A 21,386-nucleotide genomic window follows, 5' to 3' on the forward strand; every position below is an offset into this window, starting at 1 on the left:
GTTGGCCCTTATCGGACGCTTAGTCGACGATCACTGCTTTTTCGATCACAACGTCGTCGGCCGGCACGTCCTGATGGAAGCCCTTCGAACCCGTCTTGACCTTCTTGATCTTCTCGACGATGTCCATGCCGTCGACCACCTTGCCGAACACCGCATAGCCCCAGCCCTGCGGCGTCGGCGACGAGTGGTTCAGGAAGTCGTTGTCGTTCACGTTGATGAAGAATTGCGCGGTTGCCGAGTGGGGGTCGTTCGTGCGAGCCATCGCGATCGAGCCGTTGACATTCTTCAGGCCGTTGTTCGCTTCGTTGGTGATCGGTTCAGCCGTCGGCTTCTGCTTCATGCCGGGTTCGAAACCGCCGCCCTGGATCATGAAGCCGTCGATCACGCGGTGGAACACCGTGTTGTCGTAGTGACCGGCCTTCACGTAGTTGAGGAAGTTCTCAACCGACTTCGGCGCCTTTTCAGCGTCCAGTTCGAGTTTGATGACGCCGTGGTTTGTATGCAGTTCAACCATGATGGAATCCTTTGATGAACGGGGTGGGTAAAAGGCGCGGCCGTTCGTCATGAAGTGAGATGACGACGGGCCGCGCCGGGGGCGTAGATTGGGTTGATTTCCTGTGCAGCGTGCCTGGTGCTGCTTCCTGCTCTATTGCTTACTTGCCGACCACCGTGGCCGATTCGATCACGATCGGTTTTTGCGGCACGTCGCTCATCGGGCCGCGTGTGGTGGTGGCCGTGCCTTCGATCTTCTTCACGACGTCCATGCCGCTCGTGACCTTGCCGAACACCGCGTAGCCGTTGCCGTCCGGATTCGGATAGTCGAGCCCGGCGTTATCCACCGTGTTGATGAAGAACTGCGCCGTGGCCGAATTCGGATCGCTGGTGCGCGCCATGGCGAGCGTGCCGGCGGCGTTCTTCAGACCGTTGCGGCTTTCGAGCGGAATCGGCGCGCGCGTGGGCTTCTCAGCGAAGCTCTGCGTATAACCGCCGCCCTGAATCATGAAGCCGCGAATCACGCGATGGAAAATCGTGCCGCTGTACTGGCCGGATTTCACGTAGTCGAGGAAGTTGGCGACCGTTTTCGGCGCTTTCTCAGGATACAACTCGACGCGGATGTCGCCTTCCGTGGTCTTGAAGAGGACGGACGGATGCGCGGCCTGCGAACCGGACTGGGCAAAGGCGGGGGCGTTTGCGATCAGGGCGGCGCTGCCGAGCGCCAACATCAACCATTTCATGAAGATCCTCAGGGTTGGAAAAAACGTGTTGCCGAAAACGGTGACGGTGTTACTGCGACGGCGCCATGTAGGGCGGCATGGCGAGCGAGCCGTTTGCGCCGCCGTACTGGAAGCTCGGTGTTTGTGTCATGTCCGCGGTGGGGCGCGCGGCGCTGGCCTCGGCAGGCGCCGCGGCTTTTTTCGCCGGCGCGCTGCCCTTGGGCGGCGAAACGATCTTCTGGATGTCGGTGAGGCGCTGCGTGGTCGTGGCGCTTGCTTTGCCGAGGCCCTGGGCGCGACGGTAGGCTTCGTTCGCCATGCGCAGATACAGATCGCCGAGATTCTCGTACGCGAGACCGTAGCCAGGATTCACCTTGGTCGCGGTTTCGAGCGCGGCGCGTGCCTCGGCATAACGGCCGTGCTTCGCATAGAGCGCGGCCAGGTTGTTATACGGTTCGGGCAGTTCCGGATACAGCTGCGTGAGTTCGGTGAACGCGGTGATGGCTTCGTCGTCGCGATTCAGGTGGGCCAGCACCGTGGCGCGCTTGAACCTGGCTTGCGCGTCGTGCGGATTCGAGGCGATGCGCGCGTCGAGCTGGGTGAGCGAGGCTTCCCAGTTCTTCTGCGCAATCGACGCGTCGATTTCCGGCGTGTTGTCACGCACGGCGGGGCCCTGCGGCATGGTCGCGGCGCCTTTCTGCGCGTACGCGGCAGCACCCGGCAAGACCGTGAGGGCGACGGCGCAGAATGCCGTCGCGGCGAGGGTCGCAGCGCTGCGCGCGCGGCCGCTGGAAGGTTTCATAGGCTCGGGTCTGGATGTTATACTCCGACCCATTCTAACAAAAGGTCTGCGCGTTCCGTCGAACCGCAAACTGTCTTTTCGCCACTCGTGGTCGTCTCCGCCTTGAACGCAGCCTGACCGCCGCACCAGGTGCACCGGTTTGCTGCTGTGCGTGTTGCAGTACACAGAACGCACCCGCCGTCTTCTCGCGGGGCGCCTCATGCACGAAACACATTGCGGATTTCTTTCGGCCCACGCACCGTTCTCTATGGAATCACTGCGCATCTACAACACGCTCGCGCGTGACAAGCAAACTTTCGTGCCGCTGCAGGATGGCGTCGTGCGGATGTACGTCTGCGGGATGACCGTGTACGACTATTGTCACGTCGGTCATGCACGGGTGATGGTCGTGTTCGACATCGTGCAGCGGTGGTTGCGCACGCTCGGCTACGACGTTACCTACGTGCGCAACATCACGGATATCGACGACAAGATCATCCGGCGCGCAGTGGAGAACGGCGAAACGATCAAATCGTTGACCGATCGCTTCATCAAAGCCTTGCATGAAGATGCGGACGCGCTCGGTATCGAGCGGCCCGATCTGGAACCGCGCGCCACCGATTTCATCTCGCAGATGCTCGGCATGATCGAGAAGCTCGAGGCGAACGGTTACGCCTATCAGGCGGCCGACGGCGACGTGAACTATGCGGTGCGCAAGTTCGCGGGCTACGGCAAGCTGTCGGGCAAGTCGCTCGAAGATCTGCGCGCCGGCGAACGGGTCGCCGCGAACGAGGCGAAGCAGGACCCGCTCGACTTCGTGCTGTGGAAGCAGGCGAAGCCGGACGAACCGGCCGACACCGGCTGGGAGTCGAAGTACGGGCGCGGCCGCCCCGGCTGGCATATCGAATGCTCGGCGATGGGTTGCACGTTGCTCGGCGAGCATTTCGACATTCACGGCGGCGGTCAGGACCTGCAGTTTCCGCACCACGAGAACGAGATTGCGCAAAGCGAAGCTGCGACCGGACAAACCTTCGTCAATTACTGGATGCACAACGGCTACGTACAGATCGACAATGAGAAGATGTCGAAGTCGTTGAACAACTTCTTTACGATTCGCGAAGTATTGGCGCAGTACGATGCCGAAGTCGTGCGCTTTTTTATCGCGCGCGCGCATTACCGTTCGCCGTTAAATTACAGCGACGTGCATATCGACGACGCCCGCAGTGCGCTGACGCGTTTGTACACCGCGCTGAAAGACGTCACGCCGGACGGTGCGGAACTCGACTGGAACGAAGCGCATGCGCAGCGTTTCCAGGCAGCAATGAACGACGACTTCAACACGCCGGTTGCAGTGTCGGTGTTGTTCGAGTTGGCAACTGAAGTGAACCGCACGCGCGATCCCGCGCTGGCCCGTCAATTGCGCTCGCTGAGCGCTGTGATCGGCTTGCTCGGCCGGGAGCCGCGTGCATACCTGCAGCGGGCTGCGGGCGCCGCCGCGGAAGGCGCGCTCGACGCCGCCGCGATCGAAGCGAAGATCGCCGCGCGCGTGGCCGCCAAGCAGGCGAAAGACTATGCAGCAGCAGACCGGATCCGGGCAGAATTGCTCGAGGCCGGCGTTGCACTTGAAGACAAACCCGGCGGGTTGACCGAGTGGCGGCGCGTGTGAGCGCACCTCGTACTTCCCTCTGATCGACTCGCCAGGCAGGAGGCAGGATGGCAACGGCCACGAAGACGCCGGCTAAACGAGCCACGTCTCAAACAAACGCGGCAACCGCGGTAAAGTCGACACGAACGTCGGCTCGCGCGGGCGGCAGCGCGGTAAAGAATGCAGCATCGAAAGCCGCCGGGGCGGCGGCGAAGGCAGGCGCGCGTGCCGCGGCGGGTGCAGCAGCAACGGCAACGACCGGGGCTGCGAAGAAGGCCACCGTCAAGCGCGCGCTGAACGGCTCGTCGGCGCACGCGCCTGTTTCGACGCGCGCCAAAACCTCGCGTGCAAAAAGCAATGGCGCGTTGCCTGCCGAACTCGCAGGCGACGTGCGAGAACTCGCGCGGGATACTCGCGAAGGCGAAGTCGTACGCAAGACGCGCGCGTCATCGAGTGCGGGCGGGGAAGCCGCGGATGTTGCTGAACTCGCGGTGCCGGTGGAGATCGGCGGCCTCACGCCTGAAGTCACCCGTCCGGCGTATTGGGACAAGGCGTGCGCGGACCTCGTCAAGCGCGACCGTATCCTGAAGAAACTGATTCCGAAGTTCGGCCCGGTGCATCTGCTAAGCCGTGGCGATCCGTTCGTCACGCTCGCGCGTTCGGTGGTCGGGCAGCAGATTTCGGTAGCGTCCGCGCAGGCGGTCTGGGCGAAAGTCGAGGCGGCGTGTCCGAAGCTCGTGCCGCAGCAGTTCATCAAGCTCGGTCAGGACAAGCTGACCGCGTGCGGGTTGTCCAGGCGCAAGGCCGAATACGTCCTCGATCTCGCGCAGCACTTCGTGTCGGGCGCGTTGCACGTCGGCAAGTGGACCTCGATGGACGACGAGGCGGTGATCGCCGAACTCACGCAGATCCGCGGCATTGGCCGCTGGACCGCGGAAATGTTCCTGATCTTCAATCTGTCGCGCCCGGACGTGCTGCCGCTGGACGATCTCGGCCTGATCCGCGCGATCAGCGTCAATTACTTCAGCGGCGAACCGGTTACGCGCAGTGAAGCGCGTGAGGTCGCGGCAAACTGGGAGCCGTGGCGCACTGTCGCCACTTGGTATATGTGGCGTAGTCTCGATCCGTTGCCGGTCGACTACTAAAGCAAGAGAAGCGATGCCGTTTGAAAAGCTATCAATTGTTAAAAATCGATAGTTGAGAAATGGTTTTGACATCGGCGAGCGCGGTTAGAATACGCGCTGCCGGTAAGTCCAAGGATTACAACCAATGAAGACCACCTTTCTGGATTTCGAACAGCCGATCGCTGAACTCGAAGCGAAGATCGAAGAATTGCGCTTCGTGCAGGACGATTCGGCCGTCGATATTTCGGAAGAGATCGAGCGGCTGTCCAAGAAGAGTCAACAGCTCACCAAAGATCTGTACGCGAACCTCACCCCGTGGCAGGTTTCGCAAATTGCCCGACATCCCCAACGCCCGTACACGTTCGATTACGTGAACGAGCTGTTCACCGATTTCCACGAGCTGCACGGCGACCGCAACTATGCGGACGACCTGTCGATCGTCGGCGGCCTCGCGCGGTTCAACGGCCAGGCTTGCATGGTGATCGGCCATCAGAAGGGGCGTGACACGAAGGAGCGCGCGCTGCGCAACTTCGGCATGCCGCGTCCGGAAGGCTACCGCAAGGCCGAACGCCTGATGCGTCTCGCCGAGAAGTTCGGCTTGCCGATCTTCACGTTCATCGACACGCCGGGCGCCTACCCGGGCATCGGCGCGGAAGAGCGCGGCCAGTCGGAAGCGATCGGCCGCAATCTGTACGTGATGGCTGAACTCAAGACGCCGCTGATCGCCACGATCATCGGTGAAGGCGGTTCGGGCGGCGCGCTTGCGATTGCCGTCGGCGACAGCGTGCTGATGCTGCAGTTCTCGACCTATTCGGTGATTTCGCCGGAAGGGTGCGCGTCGATCCTGTGGAAGAGCGCCGCGAAAGCGCCGGAAGCCGCGGAAGCGCTCGGCCTGACCGCGCATCGTCTCAAGGCGCTCGGCCTGATCGACAAGATCGTCAACGAGCCGCTCGGTGGCGCGCATCGCGATCCGAAGGGCATGGCCGCGATGCTGCGCCGTGCGCTCGCCGACTCGCTGCGCCAGTTCCAGGGCATGAGCATCAACGACCTGCGTCAACGCCGTTTCGAACGGTTGATGTCGTACGGCAAGTTCAAGGAAACGACGCCGGGTGCCTAAGCCCGCGCGCGTTCTCTTTCGTCCTTTAGCGCGTAACGCGCTAGCGACGTGACTCCCACCGCCAAATCGCCCGCCGACCGCCTCGTTCTCGATGCGGTCGGCGTTGCGCTGTCCGCGTTGCCTGCGAATGCGCGCATTGCGGTGGCGTTCAGCGGTGGCGTCGATTCGAGTGTGCTGCTGGATGCGGTGGTGCGCGTCGCGGGGGCGTCGCGTTGTGTCGCGCTGCATGTGCACCATGGACTCAGCGCGCATGCCGACGAGTGGCTCGCGCATTGCGAAGCATTTGCGCAGGAACGTGGCGTTGAATTCGCGGCACAGCGTGTCGAGGTGCCGCGTGACGCGGGTGTGAGTGTCGAGGCCGCGGCGCGCGATGCGCGTTACCGTGCGCTGGACGCCATGTGCGCAACACGCGGCGTTCGCGCGCTATGGCTCGCGCAACATGCGGACGACCAGGCGGAGACGGTGCTATTGCAGCTGCTGCGCGGCGCAGGCCTCGCGGGACTTGCGGCGATGGCGCCCGAGTACTTGCCGGCAGGCGCCTCCTCGGTGCGCGTGAGGCCTTTGCTGCATCTGCTGCGAGTGCAACTCGAGCAGTATGCGAGCGCCCGGAATCTGCGCTGGATCGACGACGAATCGAACGCGGACACCCGTTACGCGCGCAACGCATTGCGTCACGAGGTGACACCGGCGCTGGCCGTCCACTTTCCTGGTTTTCGCGACGCACTCGCGCGCACCGCCGCGCATGCGGCATCGGCGCAGCGTCTGCTCGACGATCTCGCGCGCATCGATCTGGACGAAGCCGTGCGCGATGATGGCCGCGCGCTATCGCATGATGTGCTGCTCGCCCTCGACGACGATCGCGCGCTCAACCTGCTGCGCTACTGGATGCGCACACTGGGTCTGGCTGCTGCATCGACCGCGCGTCTGACCGACGTTTTGCGGCAGTTGCGCGAAGTCGGGGAAGCCGGCGAGGGCCATAGCCTGCGTATCGATCATGCAGGGCAAGCGTTGCGCAGTTATCGCGGCTTGATCTACTGGGAAGCGGGCGATAGCAGTGAGCCCGCCGATGAAACCGCGCTCGCTGAGCGCGCAGTGAGCGAACTCGCATGGCAGGGTGAAGCGATCTGGCGTTTGCCGCAATGGCGGGGCACCTTTGTGTTTGTCGCAGTCGCTGTCGCCGCCGCTTCTGATGTCGATTCCGCTGTCGACGGCGATGCCTCCGGCATTGTCGATACAGCGTCAGACGATCCCGATACGCTTCCCGTCAGCGTGCTGCGCCGGGCATTGCTAAGCGCACGTTCGCGCAGCGGCGGTGAACGGATGCGTACGAGCGCTGCACCAGGCAGCCCGAGCCGCACGCTGAAGAACCTGTTCCAGGAGCGCGGCATTCCGGCATGGAAGCGTGACGTGCCGCTGCTTTACGTCGGCGACGATTTGCTGTTCGTGCCCTTGCTCGGCCTGAACCGCACAGCGTTGCCCGAGCAGGTCAATGCGGCCGAGCCGCGTGTCAGGATCATCTGGCGCGACGACCTGCTGATCGCCTGACCGACCAGTCGGACAGGCGGGTTATCTATCCGGTGAATCTCCGGAATAGGGCGCAAAACCGCGCCGGATACGCCTTTTCAGCCGGTAATATGGACCATTCGACGGCCATTTCGGCTTGTCTTTTTGCGCTCGATCGGGTAATTTAACTTGTTTGCCCGACCCGATTTCGCCGTCGCTTTTGCGGTTTCCGTGCGTGATCCGTCGTTTCCGGTAAGCCACTAGCGATCATTCCCGGGCAAATCCGCGCGTGTTACACGCGCGCTGCATCTACGCCGCCACACACTTTGCCGTCGTTCACAAGACGTTGCGCTCCTGTGCTTTTGTGCGGTCGTCTCCAGCGCGCCAGCGCGTTTTCTCCTCCAGTTCAGAACGACAATGGCACTCATCGTACATAAATACGGCGGCACCTCGATGGGCTCGGTCGAGCGCATCAAGAACGTCGCCAAGCGCGTCGCGAAATGGCATAAGGCCGGCCACAAGATGGTCGTCGTGCCGTCGGCAATGTCCGGCGAAACCAACCGCTTGCTCGGCCTCGCGAAAGAAATCACGAGCCAGCCGAGCCCGCGCGAACTCGACATGATTGCCGCTACCGGCGAGCAGGTCAGCTCGGGACTGCTGGCCATCGCGCTGCAGGAAGCCGGCGTCGACGCGGTCAGCTATGCCGGCTGGCAAGTGCCGGTCAAAACGGATAGCGCGTTCACGAAAGCGCGCATCAGCGAAATCGACGGCGAGCGCGTGCTGCGCGATCTCGACGCGGGCAAAGTAGTGGTGATCACCGGCTTCCAGGGTATCGACCCTGACGGCCACATCACCACGCTCGGCCGCGGCGGTTCGGATACGTCGGCTGTTGCAGTCGCTGCCGCATTGAAGGCCGACGAGTGCCTGATTTACACGGACGTCGACGGCGTCTACACGACCGACCCGCGCGTGGTGGAAGAAGCACGCCGCCTCGATCGCGTGACGTTTGAAGAAATGCTGGAAATGGCAAGCCTGGGTTCCAAGGTGCTGCAGATCCGCTCGGTGGAATTCGCCGGCAAATATCAGGTGAAGACGCGCGTGCTGTCGAGCCTGACCGATCCGCTGATCCCGCTCGACACTGAAATGAAGTCGGGCACCCTGATTACTTTTGAAGAAGACGAGACCATGGAAAAAGCAGTCATCTCGGGCATCGCGTTCCAGCGCGACGAAGCTCGTATCGCCGTGATGGGTGTGCCCGACAAGCCGGGCATCGCATATCAGATTCTCGGCCCGGTGGCGGACGCGAATATCGACGTCGACATGATCATCCAGAACCAGAGCGTCGAAGGCAAAACGGCCTTTACGTTCACGGTCGGCCGCGGCGATTATCAGCGCGCCATGGACATCCTCACCGGCCAGGTGAAGGGCCATGTGCAGGCTGAGCAGGTGCTGGGCGATCCGAAGGTGTCGAAGGTATCGGTGGTCGGCGTCGGCATGCGTTCGCACGTGGGTATCGCGAGCACGATGTTCCGCACGTTGTCGGAAGAGGGCATCAACATCCAGATGATCTCGACCTCCGAAATCAAGATTTCGGTGCTGATCGACGAGAAGTACATGGAGCTCGCCGTGCGCGCGCTGCATAAGGCGTTCGAACTGGATCAAGCGTAATTTGCTGTGCGGGGTGGGGTGTACAAGAGCACCTCATCTCTGAATGTGTGCGGTACGCCCGGCTAATGTGACGCAAGTTAATGTCAATTAATTGCGTCGTCAGTGACAAAGCTGGCACAAAAAATGTGCGGCAGACATTGACCTTCGCGGTTCGGCCCGCTATTATCTTGGCTTCGTTGCGCTGACTCCCTGCGCAACCGAAAGTTTGGGAGACGTGGCCGAGAGGTCGAAGGCACTCCCCTGCTAAGGGAGCATCTGGGCCAAAACCTGGATCGAGGGTTCGAATCCCTCCGTCTCCGCCAAAAGCGGTGACAAGGCCCCGTAAGTTCAACGACTTACGGGGCTTTTTCTTTTTCAGCCCATCAGCTAGCCCATCGCGGATTTCCTGGTAAGTCCGTCTCCCATGGCAGACCCATCCCTGTTCTGGTCGGGAAAATTAGAGCAGCAATCGTGCGATAGCCCTCGGTCGATCAAGGAAAGGCGAGCTGTTGCATCGGTGATGTGACGCAACAGCGTGATTCGTCAGCGCGCGGCGAGCGGGGTTTCGCCCGCGCCTTCCCAGCCGCCGCCAAGCGCCTTGTACAGACGTATTGCGTTCAGCGATACGTCCGCATCGCTGCGTATCCATTCGAGCTTTGCCGCGAGCAGGGTTCGATGCGCTGCGAGCGCATCGAGCCGGGTGCCGGCGCCGGCCTGGTAGCGCGACGTCGAGAGCTGCAAGGCATGGTCGCTTTGCGCAACATTCGCCGCGAGACTCGTGCGTCGCTGCTGCTCCGTCGAGAGCGCGGAGAGCGTGTTGTCGATCTCGTTCCAGGCGCCAAGCACCGTACGCTGATACGCGAGCGCGGCCTCCTGCTGCTGTGCCTCACGCAGCTTCAGTTGGGCACGCAGTCGTCCGCCTTCGAAGACCGGCAGGCTGAGCGTCGGGCCGATCGCGAAGGCGGTTGATCTACCCCGTTCCACGATCCAGCGCATCGTGAAGGCGCTGGCTGACGAGGAGCTCGTTCGTACCGGGCGCGCTGATGGCGTGCGGCTCGGGCCGGCGTTCCTGCGGCTGGTCGGCAAACTGCATACCGACGTGGTAGCCGTGGCGGCCCCGCACCTGCAGTCGCTGAGCGACGATATTGGTGAAACGGTGGCGCTCGGCCGGATCAGCGGCCGCGAGCTGGCGTTCATTCACGTGGTGGTAGCCGAGCAGGAACTGCGTGTGGTGCCGCGTGTCGGGGCGAACCTGCCGCTCGCGACCACGGCGGGCGGGAGGGCGTTACTGGCGCTCTGTGCGGACGAGGAGGCGTTGATGCTGCTTCAACTGCCAGACGCCAAGGGGACGGACAGCGGCGAACTACTGAAGGAACTGAAGCGTGTGAGGCGCATCGGCTATGCGGTCGACGACAACGAAACGACGCCCGGTGTTGTGTCCCTTGCTGTCGGCGTTGATACCATCCTCGGGCGCTTTGCGGTATCCGTTCCGGCTCCGGCAGTCCGTGTCGCGGCAGCCGGACGACCACGAATCGTGGAGAGGTTGCTGGCGTGCCGGGATGTCTTGCTGGGTGAGATAGGGCGCAATCGCCCCGATGAATGAAATGAGGTGGAAATGAGGTGGAAATGAGGGATATGAACACAGTCTTTGCTGCCGCACCCCAGCGAGGTGCGGCAGCACAAGCCTAGCGTGACACACTACCGGGCCTTGCCGGTCCTTACTGGGTCAAGGCGGCCAATTCGCCCGTGCAACTGGTACATGTGAGCTATAACGACTATCTCGGCCGGTGGCAGGTTGAATCGTTCGGCGACAGCATTGCACTTAACCTGGATCCTGTATTCAAGGGAGCCCTGTGGCACGGGCCGTTGTCTGGCCCCGACGATGCCGACCGCAGGGTTGAGCGCGCCGTGATCGGCGAAGCGCGAAGGCAAGGAGTGCCGCCAGACGGACGACCAGTTCACCGGCATGATCGACAGTTCGGCCAGGTATGCCATCCCTATGACGCCGACGAAACCGGCGATCACGAGTTCTAACGGGCGGAATCCGCGCTTTTCGAGTTGCAGGAGGGCATAGGTCGCGATGATCGTGATCACCATCCCGTCGAACAGCGTTATGTGCAAAAGCAGCGATATGCCGATGGCGCCACCGAGTACCTCGGCGAGATCCGTGGCCATGGCGGCCGCTTCGCAGAACAACCACAGGGCAATGGCGTAGCGGCGCGGCAGCGCATCGCGACAGATCTCGGCAAGATTGCGTCCTGGGGCGATTCCGAGCCTGGCTGACATGGACTGGAACAGCATTGCAACGATACTGGCAAGGAGGACGACCCACAGGAGGGTGTCGCCGTATCGTGCGCCTGCCTGCAGGTTGGTGATGATGTTGCCTGGGTCCAGGTAGGCCACGGAGGCGATGACGGCAGGCCCCGAGGCGGCGAGGAGGGTGCGCAGACCTCGCCCCCCGCTGCGCGTGAGGGTGTGCTGCCCGTTCAGGCACGCCTGGGTAAGGTCTGGATCGGCGACGGTCGTTCTGTTCATGGGGGACGCGTGATGGTCGTGTGTCGGTGCGCAGCGGCCCGCAGACTGCGGGCTTGGCGCTAGCGCATGGCCCCGGGTGGCTAGAAAGTGGTCGCCATTCCGATTCGCGCCAGGATCTGTGAACCGGTGCTGGAGGGTGCGAGCAATCCGTTGATCCACGCTGTTGCCGGACCGTTGCCGCCGATCGCGCGCTGGTAGATGCCCTCCGCGTACAGGGTTGTCCGCTTCGACAGCCAGTACATCACCGATGCTGTGACTTCATGGGCCTTGTTGCTGGAGAGTTCGGCGTTTCCCTTCATGTATTGGTAATCCCCACCGAGTGACCATTCCGGGGTGATACGCCAGTTTGCGCCGAGCTGTATCGCATTGATCTCCGCACCCGTGAGGGTGTTTCGGGTATTGGTGTAGAGGACATTGGCGAGGACTTTGCCGGTGTCGTACTTTGTGCCGACTCCCCAGTTGCGAATCCCCTCATGGCCGTTATCCATTTGCGGGTATTTGACGTCGGTGTAGGCCGCGGCGATGCCGAACCCGCCACGCTTATACTCCAGCGCCGCACTGACCGTGTTATCGGTCGATACGGCGCCGGCTACGTTGCCGAAGCCGTACATCAGGCCAAATGAAAATCCGCCATAGTCGATAGACCGGTACCTGACGGAGTTGGACACGCGCGACGATCCGCCGACGCGATCGAAATCCCATGATCCGGTCGCGTTGTCGGGGATCTTCAGCGCCTGAAACGGGCCGTCGCGAAAATTGTAGAAACCGCCTGTATAGAGCGAAGCGTCGTACTCGAGCAATTGGTCCTTCATGAAGTCGTACTGGGTACCGAACGTCAATCGTCCGAGCGTGCCGCTGTCGAGGCCAACGTAGGCTGTCCGGTTGAAGAGCCCGTCTGCGTCAGGAATGGTCGAGCCGTTGGCGAGTGAAAACTGGTTCACGAGTTCGAACACGGCTTTGGTTCCACCACCAAGATCTTCCTGCCCGAGGAAGCCCAGCATGTTGGGATAATAGTTGCCGTCGTCGAAGAAGAACTTGTTCTTTCCGCCTGAATTGTTCACGTATGTGATGCCGGCATCCATCATGCCGAAGATGGTCATGCTGCCCTGTGCCGATGCCTGGTCGCATGCGAGCAGCGCGGTGCAGATGAGTAGCGTTCGCTTGAACATGTTTGTCTCCTGGATATCGCTTGTTTTTGTTTGATCGGTGCTGGCCAGGGGCTTCGTCCCCTGGCCTTGATTCAATGCGCGGCGAATTCGGCGCGATCCGTTGCATGCACGGTGTTGAGGCGTCCCATCATCAGCATCACCAGTGCTGCGCCGAGCACAGGAGCCGAGATCACGATGAAGGTCTGGGCGACCGGGAATCCGGCGGCGACGAGAGCTCCGACCACGACCGGGCCGGATGCGCCACCGAAACGTCCGGCCGCGAGTCCCCAGCCCACACCGGTCGAGCGGATCGCTGTCGGATAGGCGATCGTCGCGATCGCGATCAGACCTGAGGTGGCGCCGCCCACGAACAGGCCGGTCAGACCCGAGCACAGCGCGACCGAAGCAGTGTGCGGCGCGCAGATGCCGGTCAAGGCCAGCGCGATCGCGCCGACGGTGTAGATCAGTGCAAGGAAGCGATAGGTGCCGAGCCGTTCCATCACAGCGCCGGCTATCGCAACGCCTATGGTTCCGCCCACGTTGTTCCAGCCAATCACCGTCGCTGCGTCTGCCACCGGCATGGCAGCGCTGCGCAGCAGCGTGCTGGTCCAGGCCAGGGTCGCGATCAAGGCGAGGAAGTTGAGGAAGAAGGCGAGCCAGAGCAATGCGGTGAACGGCGCGCGGCCGTCCATGAAGAGATGTTTGACCGGCAGCCCCTTTTCCTGATGCTCGTGCGTGGCGTAACGCACCGCGTCTCCGAACGAACGCGACGGAGCGAGCCGCCTGATGATGCGCTCGATGCGCTGCTGCGGCGCGTTGGACAGGATCAGCAGCCGCACCGATTCGGGAACGAAGAGCAGCACCAGGATCGCGGCGACGATGGGCACGATGCCGCTCAGGTAGAACATCGACTTCCAGCCGTACTGAGGAATCACGACGCTTGCCGCGAAGCCGGCAATGACGCCGCCGGCCGGCATCGCGGCCCAGAGCAGCGATGCTACCCGTCCGCGGTAGCGCTGCGACACGTATTCGGTTGCGAGGCTCACGAGGCATGGCGCCGCGCCACCGAGTCCGATGCCGGTCACGACGCGCAGCGTGAGCAGCGCCGCGAAGCCGGGTGCGGCAACGGTGCCGAGCGAGGCCAGCCCGAACAGCCAGGCACACGCAACCAGTACGGTCTTGCGGCCGATCCGATCTGCGAGCGGACCGAGCAGCAGCGCGCCCATCATGAAGCCGAATTCGGAGCCGGCGAAGAGCGGGCCGAGCTGGGCCGGCGTGAGTTTCAGATCGACGGCCATGAGGGGCGCGCTCAGACCCATGACCTGGACGTTGGCGCCGTCCATCAGGGCGATCAGGAAGCAGATGGCGAAGATGCCAGCCTGGAACAGGCCGAAGGGCCGCTCGTCAATGAGATCGTCTACCAGTACGGTATTCATGTTTGTCTCCTATGTGTCTGGGTCGGCTATCGGTGCCGCTTTTTTCTGTTGTGCGAATGGCGCGCCGAGGGACGTCATTCGTACGGTGCCGGGCTGCCGCGGGCGCGACAAACCCTCCGCTACGCCAGGAGCGATCCAGGCGCCGCGGATACGTCAACTTCAAGGAACGACGGATATGGCTTAAGAACGCAACGCGTCAGCTCGCCGGGCGCGCGGCGAAATGCGGAAACAGGCGCAGTGCGTTATTGCGCGCGATCGCCTCGTGCTCGTCTGCATCGATGCCTTCGAGGCGGCGGAAGTTGTCAATATTCCGTGCCACGTTGGCGGCCGGCTGGAACGGGAAATCCGTGCCGACGAGAATCTGCGAGATCGGCGCGAGCGTGCGCAGCACGTCGAAACCCGGCTGATTCGCGGACATCGCGAGGTCGTAATACAGACCCTTGAATTCGGCAATCACTTCTTCCGATGCCTTGGGCTGCGGTTTCATCACGGGCATGGGTGACAGCAGTGCGATCCGGTGCGCGATCGCAGGCAGGACGCCGCCCGCGTGCGGCAGGATCAGCTTGATGTCGGGACAGCGCTTGAAGGTGTTCGAGAACACCAGGTCGATCACCGTACGTGCCGTGTCGCACGGGAATTCGAAGAGCGGCGCAGGTCGTCCGAGGCCGACCGCCGAGAAGCAGGCCGGCGCGGTTGGATGCAGGAAGATGGTGGCCTGCCGTTCGTTGAGCCGGTCGAAGATCGGCGCGAGCGACGGGTCGCCGAGATATTTGCCGTCGCTATTGGTTTCGATGACGATGCCGTCGAGATCGAGCTCGTCGAAGGCGTAGTCGATCTCGGCCAGCGATTCGGCGACGTACGGCAGCGGCAAGGTCATGAAGCCGCCAAAGCTGCCGGGATGATCGCGCCGCAACTGCGCGATATCTTCGTTGATGGTGCGCGCGAGACGCACGCGCGCTTCCCGCGTGGGCAGGAAACTGACGCTCGGCGAGGACACCGACAGCATCATGGTATCGATGCCGTTTTCCGCCATCACTGCGGTGGCTTTTTCAGGCGTCCATTCGGGAACCGGATAACCACCGTCGAGCGTGGCGAGGCCGGCTGCGTCGAGCGCCTTGCGGTAGGCGGGCGGCAGGCAGTGGGCGTGTACGTCGATCAGGTCGCAGGTGCAACGGTAGGGTGTGTTCATGATGCGATGACCGTAATGTGGATGAGGGTGCGCTCAGGCGCGTTCGAGCTGGATTGGCGAGGGCAACCAGTCGTAGCCACCGCCGTTGCGCCGCAGATGGCCGCGTCCCGGGAAAGGAAAGTGATACGACAGCACCTGGTATTCACTCTTCTCGATCCAGTCGAGCACCTTCACGCGGGTTGCCGCGGCGGCGGAACTGTCGTAGTCGAACAGGAACGCCCAGTCGGGGCGCTGCAGCAGCAGCACCTGGTGATGGCACAGATCGCCCCAGCAAACGAGCGTCTGGCCTTCGCTGGAAATTTCATAGATCGTATGGCCGGGGCTGTGGCCCGGCGTGGCATGCGCGCGGATGCCCGGCACGATTTCCTGGCCATCCTCAATGAAGCTGATTACATCGCGGTAGGGCGCGAGGTTCTTGTGCGCGCCGTAGAAGTGATCCTTCATGTGGTCGGACATCGACGGTCGGATATTGTCGAGATTGGTCCAGTAGTCGACGTCGGCACGGCTCACCACGATGCGCGCGTTCGGAAACAGCTTGCGGTCGTCGTCATCGACGAGTCCCCAGCAATGGTCCGGGTGCGTATGGGTGAGCGCCACTATGTCGATTGCCTCGGGTTCGATTCCGGCGGCGCGCATGTTGGCGATCGCCTGGCCGGTCAGCGGCCCGAAGGTCTTGACGCCGAGATCGGCATTGATGCCGACGCCGGTGTCGAACAGGATCAGTTGTTCGCCGGTGTTGACGAGCAGGACGTTCTGATCGAGCGCAATCGATTCGGTGGGCAGGAAGGCACGGATCAGCAGATCGTCGAGTTCCTCGACGTCGGCCTCCGGAAACGTGGTGCGTGGCGGCCCGAGATGCAGGAGACCATCGGTGACGACCGTGCATTCGAAGGCGCCGTGATCGAAGCGGGTCCATCCCGCCTGCAGCGTGTGCGCCCGTGCGTCGGTTGCGTGAATACTCATGTTTATCTCCTTGCTTGATTTTTGTATCGGGCGAACGCTTGATGGCGCTCGCCCGCTGGCGATTCGCTGATCAGATCGGGAAGTGCGGCGCATCGGATGCCACCGTGATCCAGCGCAGCTCGGTGAACTCCGCGATCCCGGCCTTGCCGCCAAAGCGGCCGTAACCGCTGCGGCCGGTGCCGCCAAACGGCATCTGCGGTTCGTCGCTGACGGTCGCGCCATTGATGTGGCAGATACCCGAGCGGATGCGCTTCGTGACCGAGAACGCGCGCTCGATGTTCTGGCTGAAGACGGCGGCGGACAGGCCGAATTCCGTGTCGTTGGCTAGCGTCACCGCATGGTCGTCGTGGTCGGCGTGCAGCACGCAGACGATCGGGCCGAAGGTCTCTTCACGGTAGATATGCATGTCCGCGGTGACGCCGTCGAGCACCGTTGCCGGCATAAACACGCCTTCGGCCTTGCCGCCGGCCACCAGGGCGGCACCCTTGCTCAGTGCATCGTCGATCAGTTCGTTGATGCGCGCGCCGGCCGCGGCGCTGGCCAGTGCGCCGAGCGGCGCGTCGCTCACGAGCGGATCACCGACGGCGATGCTATTGGCCTTGTCGCCGAGGCGCCGTACGAACGCGGCGGCGATGCCGGGCGTAACGACAATCCGCTCGGTCGACATGCAGATCTGCCCTTGATTGAAGAACGCACCGAATGCCGCGGCTTGAACGGCGCGTTCCAGGTCGGCATCGTCGAGCACGATCAGCGGGGACTTCCCGCCCAGTTCGAGCAGGACCGGCTTGAGCACGCGCGCGGCCTGCTCGGCGATCAACTGGCCGACGCGGGTGGAACCCGTGAAGTTGATGCGCCGCACGGCCGGATGCTCGATCAGCGCGCCGACCACTTCGCCTGCTGCGGCGGGAGCATGGGTGATCAGGTTGACCACGCCATTGCCGAGGCCGGCCTCGACCAGCACCTCGGCGATTTTCGCGTGGGTTGCCGGGCACAGTTCTGAGGCCTTCAGTACCACCGTGTTGCCGCAGGCGAGCGGCATCGCGATGGCTCGCGTGCCGAGCACGATCGGTGCGTTCCAGGGCGCGATGCCGAGCACCACGCCGGCGGGCTGGCGCACCGCGAACGACAGGCGGCCTTCATCGGAGGGAATGACTTCGCCGCTGATCTGGGTGGTCATGCTCGCGGCTTCTCGCAGGATCGCGGCCGCGGCGAACACGTTGTGCTCGGCCCAGACGCGCGTCGCGCCGGTTTCCGCCTGCATGATCTCGACGAACGGGTCTTTCTGCTGTTCCATCAGGTCTGCGGCACGCAAGAGCCTGGCGCGACGCTCGGACGGGCCGGTCTGGGACCATTGGGCAAAGGCGGCTTCTGCCGCATCCGCGGCAAGCCGGGCGTCTTCTGCGCTGGCTGCGGATGCTTCCGTGACGGCCTGATTCGATTGCGGGTTGATGCGCGCGAATGTGGCGCCGGACGCGGCCGGCTGCGCACGCCCCCCAATGAGCAACTGGACAGATCTCAAGTTAAATGTCTCCATTGGAAATACACTGTGGCGCCGAATGTACGGGAACGGCAGAGAGATCTCTTGCCTGACAGTGCAATTTCGCCGGGGAGATTTGCTGCCGGGTCAACACTGCACTTTCAGGCAAGACGTGAGCGTTGTTCTGCGAATAGAGTTGGGCCATCCGGTGCCGCAGAGTCGGTGCCAGGGAGACAACTCAAGGAGATGACGAGCATGTCGTTGCAAGGTAAAACCATAGTGATAACTGGGGCAGCTTCGGGAATTGGCGCAGCGTGCGCCGCAGAAGCGAAGTCGTTGGGTGCGAAAGTGATCGCGGTCGATCGCAACGAACCGACGGCAGGTTTGTGTGATCAGTTCATCCGCGCCGATCTCTCGCGCGCGGATTCGATCGATGCGGTCGCGGGAGAAATTCAGGGCGGCGTGGACGCACTGTGCAATATCGCGGGTCTGCCGCCGACCAGGGGCGGCGCGCTGGTGTTGCAGGTGAATTTCGTCGGCCTGCGTCGTTTGACGCTGTCGCTGCTGCCGAAGCTCAACGACGGCGCGTCGATCGTCAATCTGGGCTCACTGGCCGGTTTCGGCTGGGCCGAGCAGGTCGACCAGGTGCGCGCCTTGCTCGACGTCGACAGCCTCGACGATGTCGCGACGTTCTGCACGCAGCACGGGGGCGACGATGCGCGCGCATATTTCCTGTCGAAGGAAGCCTTGATCGCGTGGACGCTGCAGAGGCGCTGGCAGTGGCGCGCGCGTGGGATCCGCATGAATGCCGTCAGCCCCGGGCCGGTGGAAACGCCGATTCATCAGGATTTCCTGCAGACGCTCGGCGAGCGTGCCGAGGAGGATATGCGGCTCCTGGAGCGCGCAGGACAAGCGGAGGATATTGCTCCTCTCGTGGCGTTTCTTTGCGGCGAGGGTAGTCGCTGGATACGCGGGGTGAACATCCCGTGCGACGGCGGGATGGCGGCACATATCCTGTGTCAGCAGGCAGGTATCGACTGAGCCACGCTCGCCCTGTAGTCGCGGGGCGTGATACCGAACGTTTCCTTGAAGGTTCGGCTGAAATGGCCGGGGCTGACGAAGCCCCACTTCATCGCAAGCTCGGTGATCGAGCACTGTTGCAGCGATGGATTGCTGAAGGCACGACAGACGTTCGTGAGTCGCAGTTGCAGAATGTAGCGCCCGAGCGTGTTGTCCGCGGTATCGAACACCGTGTGCAGATAACGTTTCGAACAGTGCAGGTCGTGTGCGATCCGGTCAACGGTGAGTTCCGGATCGGACAGGTTCTGTTCGATGTATTCCACGATGCGAGCCCGTAGCATCCTCGGGTGCAGGTTCCTTCTCGTTTCGGCAATCTGGTCCTGCAGGGCAACCTTGATCTGGCTCGCCAGTTCCCATTCAATTGACGGGGCGGTTTCGACCGCGTCGCATCCCGCTGAGATTTCGAGTTCGTCCAGGCGATCAACGATGTACTGTCGAAGTTGACGGCCTGCGCCGCTAAGGGAAGTCAGGGGCTGCACAAGCGCACAACGCTCGGCGAGCGTGAGGCGAACGAGTTCCTTCGGAATGGTTGCGATGGCCACGTGAATGGAATGTGGCGCGCTCATCAGATACGGTCTCGCCGTATCGTAGATGACCCACTGGCCGGGGGACAGTCTCGCCCTCAATCCATCCTGCTCAAAGTCAGAGTGACCCTCAAGCTGGAGGGTGATCTTGTAGTGGCTGGCGTGAATACTGCTGCTTCGCGGCGCGTTTTCTACCTGATGTCCTTGCGCGGCAAGTCGGCATAACTGGATCTGTCCAATGCGGGCGTAACCGATCCTGCCGGTAAAGGGTTCGCCGCTGGCGGTACGGCGACGCTGTTTATCGAAGCATTCGCTGAAGCGCTCACTAATTGTGCGAGCCCATTCGGCTGCCTGCCCTTCGGGTGGGATCGTCGCCGTGGAGACGGTAACGAAGTGCGTCATTCTATATTTCTCGAATTGTGCTAAACGGACAATCGCATACTGTCAATTATTATCAAAATACGGGTTTTTTGTATAGGTGTTTACCGGTACGATTCCTTGGTCAATAGTTAAAGCAAATGAAACAGTGATGGCAAAACATTGCTAATTATCTTTGTCGCGATGTCGGTCAATATCCTGCTCAGGTTTCAACCTGAATAGGAGATTTTCGATGAGTGCAGCAAATCAATCCGGCGTCGCGATCGTGACCGGCGCTTCCCGTGGCATCGGCGCAACCATCGCGCGTCGTCTCGTCCGTGACGGTTTCGCGGTCGCGGTCAACTATGCGTCGAGTTCCGCAGAGGCGGACAAGCTCGTCGCCGAGCTGGCACAGGCCGGTGGCAAGGCGCTGGCGGTTCAGGGCGACGTCTCGAAGGTCGAAGACGTGCGCCGTCTGTTCGAAACGGTCGAGCAGCAACTCGGCAAGATCGACGTGGTGGTGAACAACGCCGGCATCCTGAAGACGGTGCCGCTCGCGCAGACCACCGACGAGGTGTTCGCGCAGACGTTTGCGATCAACGTTGGCGGCGTGTTCAACATGCTGCGCGAGGCAGCGACGCGCCTGAACGATGGTGGTCGGATCATCAATCTGTCGAGCACGACGCTCGCGCTGAACCTACCGGGCTACTCGATTTACAACGGCACGAAGGCGGCGGTGGAAGCGTTCTCGCGCGTGTTCGCGAAGGAACTGCGCGGCCGTCGCATTACGGTGAACTGCGTGGCGCCGGGTCCGGTGGCAACGGACCTGTTCCTGAACGGCAAGACCGACGAGCAGATCGCACAGTTCTCGAAGATGCCGCCGCTCGAACGTCTGGGCCAACCGGAAGACATCGCAAACGCGGTGGCGTTCCTTGCCGGCCCGGACGGTGCATGGGTGAACGGCCAGGTGCTGCGTGCCAACGGCGGCATTGCCTGACGTACCGGCGAGCCGATAGTGGAACCTGACATGGTGACCCTTCAGGCTCCGGGAGGCGCGGCGCGTTGGCGCCTGCGTCTCTCGACCTCCATCCTGACGCTGATCGCAGTATTGGGATTGGCATCATGCGGCGGAAAGCGGGAGCCGGACGCTGCACAGAAGATGACGATGAGACCCTCTGTTACGTATTTGCACCTTCTGCGGCATACGCCGTTTTTCACTGCACTGTCCACGGCGCAGCTCCGCTGGGTGATCGACCACTCACGCGAGTGGGAAGCGGACGCCGGTGCCGTGATCGCAACGTGCGATCACGGTGTCGAGCCGGATGCGCCGTACTGGATCCTGCTCGACGGTGGTTGGCAGGTCGAGCATGCCGGACGCACCGTAAGAAGTGGCCATGCGGACCCGGGCAAGTGGTTCAGTGCTGCTGAGGCGCACGGCGAATCGTGTGTGCTTGTGACGAACGAGCACAGCTATGTGATGCGCATTGAGCGTGCCGACATGCTGGCAATGCTGGATCAGCAGTTCGGATTCCGCACACATCTGGATAGCGGGATCGACCTCTACCGGTCGATTTTCGGCGATCGCACCGGAACAGGCCGGGTCCAGGTGGTCCAGCCTTCGCAACCCGTAGTCGGGCATTGAATCC

Annotated in this window: 20 protein-coding genes and 1 tRNA gene; 10 read left to right on the forward strand and 11 right to left on the reverse strand. The window is 62.5% G+C overall.

Annotation, left to right across the window (positions count from 1 at the left end; all coding sequences use genetic code 11):
* Positions 1 to 19 precede the first annotated feature (19 nt).
* The 3 genes from M0D64_RS08645 to M0D64_RS08655 form a co-directional block, all read right to left on the reverse strand.
* The gene (locus M0D64_RS08645) at positions 20 to 514 is read right to left on the reverse strand and encodes a peptidylprolyl isomerase (RefSeq protein WP_054041841.1); all 495 of its coding nucleotides are present in this window, start codon (positions 512 to 514) and stop codon (positions 20 to 22) included.
* A 139-nt stretch (positions 515 to 653) separates the two neighbouring features.
* A complete protein-coding gene (locus tag M0D64_RS08650; protein WP_097389655.1) occupies positions 654 to 1,235 on the reverse strand; it encodes a peptidylprolyl isomerase in 582 nt (193 codons plus the stop codon).
* 49 nt (positions 1,236 to 1,284) lie between these two features.
* On the reverse strand, positions 1,285 to 2,016 hold the full coding sequence (locus tag M0D64_RS08655) for a tetratricopeptide repeat protein (RefSeq protein WP_266257322.1): 732 nt from the start codon (positions 2,014 to 2,016) through the stop codon (positions 1,285 to 1,287).
* Between the two features lie 247 nt (positions 2,017 to 2,263).
* Between M0D64_RS08655 and cysS the strand changes: the two genes are divergently transcribed.
* The 6 genes from cysS (at position 2,264) to M0D64_RS08685 (ending at position 9,354) form a co-directional block, all read left to right on the forward strand.
* Positions 2,264 to 3,661 (forward strand): cysteine--tRNA ligase, encoded by a 1,398-nt coding sequence (gene cysS, locus M0D64_RS08660; RefSeq protein WP_266257323.1) that lies wholly within the window; start codon positions 2,264 to 2,266, stop codon positions 3,659 to 3,661.
* A 47-nt stretch (positions 3,662 to 3,708) separates the two neighbouring features.
* Entirely contained in the window at positions 3,709 to 4,785 is a 1,077-nt protein-coding gene (locus tag M0D64_RS08665; protein WP_266257324.1) for a DNA-3-methyladenine glycosylase, read from the forward strand.
* Between the two features lie 124 nt (positions 4,786 to 4,909).
* Complete coding sequence (locus M0D64_RS08670; RefSeq protein ID WP_007181378.1) at positions 4,910 to 5,881, forward strand: acetyl-CoA carboxylase carboxyltransferase subunit alpha; 972 nt, start codon at positions 4,910 to 4,912, stop codon at positions 5,879 to 5,881.
* A gap of 48 nt (positions 5,882 to 5,929) precedes the next feature.
* Positions 5,930 to 7,426 carry a tRNA lysidine(34) synthetase TilS gene (tilS, locus tag M0D64_RS08675; protein ID WP_266257325.1) on the forward strand — a complete coding sequence of 499 codons (1,497 nt, stop codon included), beginning with the start codon at positions 5,930 to 5,932 and terminating at the stop codon, positions 7,424 to 7,426.
* 375 nt (positions 7,427 to 7,801) lie between these two features.
* Entirely contained in the window at positions 7,802 to 9,052 is a 1,251-nt protein-coding gene (locus M0D64_RS08680; protein ID WP_097389650.1) for an aspartate kinase, read from the forward strand.
* A 208-nt stretch (positions 9,053 to 9,260) separates the two neighbouring features.
* Positions 9,261 to 9,354 (forward strand) — tRNA-Ser (locus M0D64_RS08685).
* A gap of 220 nt (positions 9,355 to 9,574) precedes the next feature.
* Here M0D64_RS08685 and M0D64_RS08690 read toward each other — a convergent pair.
* Complete coding sequence (locus M0D64_RS08690) at positions 9,575 to 10,015, reverse strand: TolC family protein (protein ID WP_266257326.1); 441 nt, start codon at positions 10,013 to 10,015, stop codon at positions 9,575 to 9,577.
* 13 nt (positions 10,016 to 10,028) lie between these two features.
* Between M0D64_RS08690 and M0D64_RS08695 the strand changes: the two genes are divergently transcribed.
* Complete coding sequence (locus M0D64_RS08695; RefSeq protein ID WP_266257327.1) at positions 10,029 to 10,634, forward strand: IclR family transcriptional regulator; 606 nt, start codon at positions 10,029 to 10,031, stop codon at positions 10,632 to 10,634.
* Between the two features lie 95 nt (positions 10,635 to 10,729).
* Here M0D64_RS08695 and M0D64_RS08700 read toward each other — a convergent pair whose 3' ends face one another.
* The 6 genes from M0D64_RS08700 to M0D64_RS08725 all read right to left on the reverse strand — a co-directional run bounded on the left by M0D64_RS08700 (position 10,730) and on the right by M0D64_RS08725 (position 17,821).
* The gene (locus M0D64_RS08700) at positions 10,730 to 11,566 is read right to left on the reverse strand and encodes an Nramp family divalent metal transporter (protein ID WP_266257328.1); all 837 of its coding nucleotides are present in this window, start codon (positions 11,564 to 11,566) and stop codon (positions 10,730 to 10,732) included.
* An 80-nt stretch (positions 11,567 to 11,646) separates the two neighbouring features.
* On the reverse strand, positions 11,647 to 12,735 hold the full coding sequence (locus M0D64_RS08705) for a porin (protein WP_266257329.1): 1,089 nt from the start codon (positions 12,733 to 12,735) through the stop codon (positions 11,647 to 11,649).
* 71 nt (positions 12,736 to 12,806) lie between these two features.
* Positions 12,807 to 14,150 carry an MFS transporter gene (locus M0D64_RS08710; RefSeq protein WP_266257330.1) on the reverse strand — a complete coding sequence of 448 codons (1,344 nt, stop codon included), beginning with the start codon at positions 14,148 to 14,150 and terminating at the stop codon, positions 12,807 to 12,809.
* A 196-nt stretch (positions 14,151 to 14,346) separates the two neighbouring features.
* Positions 14,347 to 15,339 carry an amidohydrolase family protein gene (locus M0D64_RS08715; RefSeq protein ID WP_266257331.1) on the reverse strand — a complete coding sequence of 331 codons (993 nt, stop codon included), beginning with the start codon at positions 15,337 to 15,339 and terminating at the stop codon, positions 14,347 to 14,349.
* Between the two features lie 33 nt (positions 15,340 to 15,372).
* Entirely contained in the window at positions 15,373 to 16,302 is a 930-nt protein-coding gene (locus M0D64_RS08720; protein ID WP_266257332.1) for an MBL fold metallo-hydrolase, read from the reverse strand.
* Positions 16,303 to 16,372: 70 nt separating this feature from the next.
* The gene (locus M0D64_RS08725; protein ID WP_266257333.1) at positions 16,373 to 17,821 is read right to left on the reverse strand and encodes an aldehyde dehydrogenase; all 1,449 of its coding nucleotides are present in this window, start codon (positions 17,819 to 17,821) and stop codon (positions 16,373 to 16,375) included.
* 213 nt (positions 17,822 to 18,034) lie between these two features.
* On the opposite strand from M0D64_RS08725, the gene M0D64_RS08730 reads away from it, so the two are divergent.
* A complete protein-coding gene (locus M0D64_RS08730) occupies positions 18,035 to 18,820 on the forward strand; it encodes a coniferyl-alcohol dehydrogenase (protein WP_266257334.1) in 786 nt (261 codons plus the stop codon).
* Here the strand turns inward: M0D64_RS08730 and M0D64_RS08735 are convergent.
* Positions 18,799 to 19,785, reverse strand: coding sequence for an AraC family transcriptional regulator (locus M0D64_RS08735; RefSeq protein ID WP_266257335.1), 987 nt, complete (start codon positions 19,783 to 19,785; stop codon positions 18,799 to 18,801). The genes M0D64_RS08730 and M0D64_RS08735 overlap by 22 nt on opposite strands.
* A 208-nt stretch (positions 19,786 to 19,993) precedes the next feature.
* Between M0D64_RS08735 and M0D64_RS08740 the strand changes: the two genes are divergently transcribed.
* Together M0D64_RS08740 and M0D64_RS08745 are read left to right on the forward strand one after the other, a co-directional pair.
* Entirely contained in the window at positions 19,994 to 20,737 is a 744-nt protein-coding gene (locus M0D64_RS08740; RefSeq protein WP_266257336.1) for an SDR family oxidoreductase, read from the forward strand.
* Between the two features lie 30 nt (positions 20,738 to 20,767).
* The gene (locus tag M0D64_RS08745) at positions 20,768 to 21,382 is read left to right on the forward strand and encodes a hypothetical protein (protein ID WP_266257337.1); all 615 of its coding nucleotides are present in this window, start codon (positions 20,768 to 20,770) and stop codon (positions 21,380 to 21,382) included.
* The last annotated feature ends 4 nt before the right edge of the window (positions 21,383 to 21,386 follow it).

Source organism: Paraburkholderia sp. WS6 (assembly GCF_030464835.1).
Classification (GTDB): Bacteria; Pseudomonadota; Gammaproteobacteria; order Burkholderiales; family Burkholderiaceae; genus Paraburkholderia; species Paraburkholderia madseniana.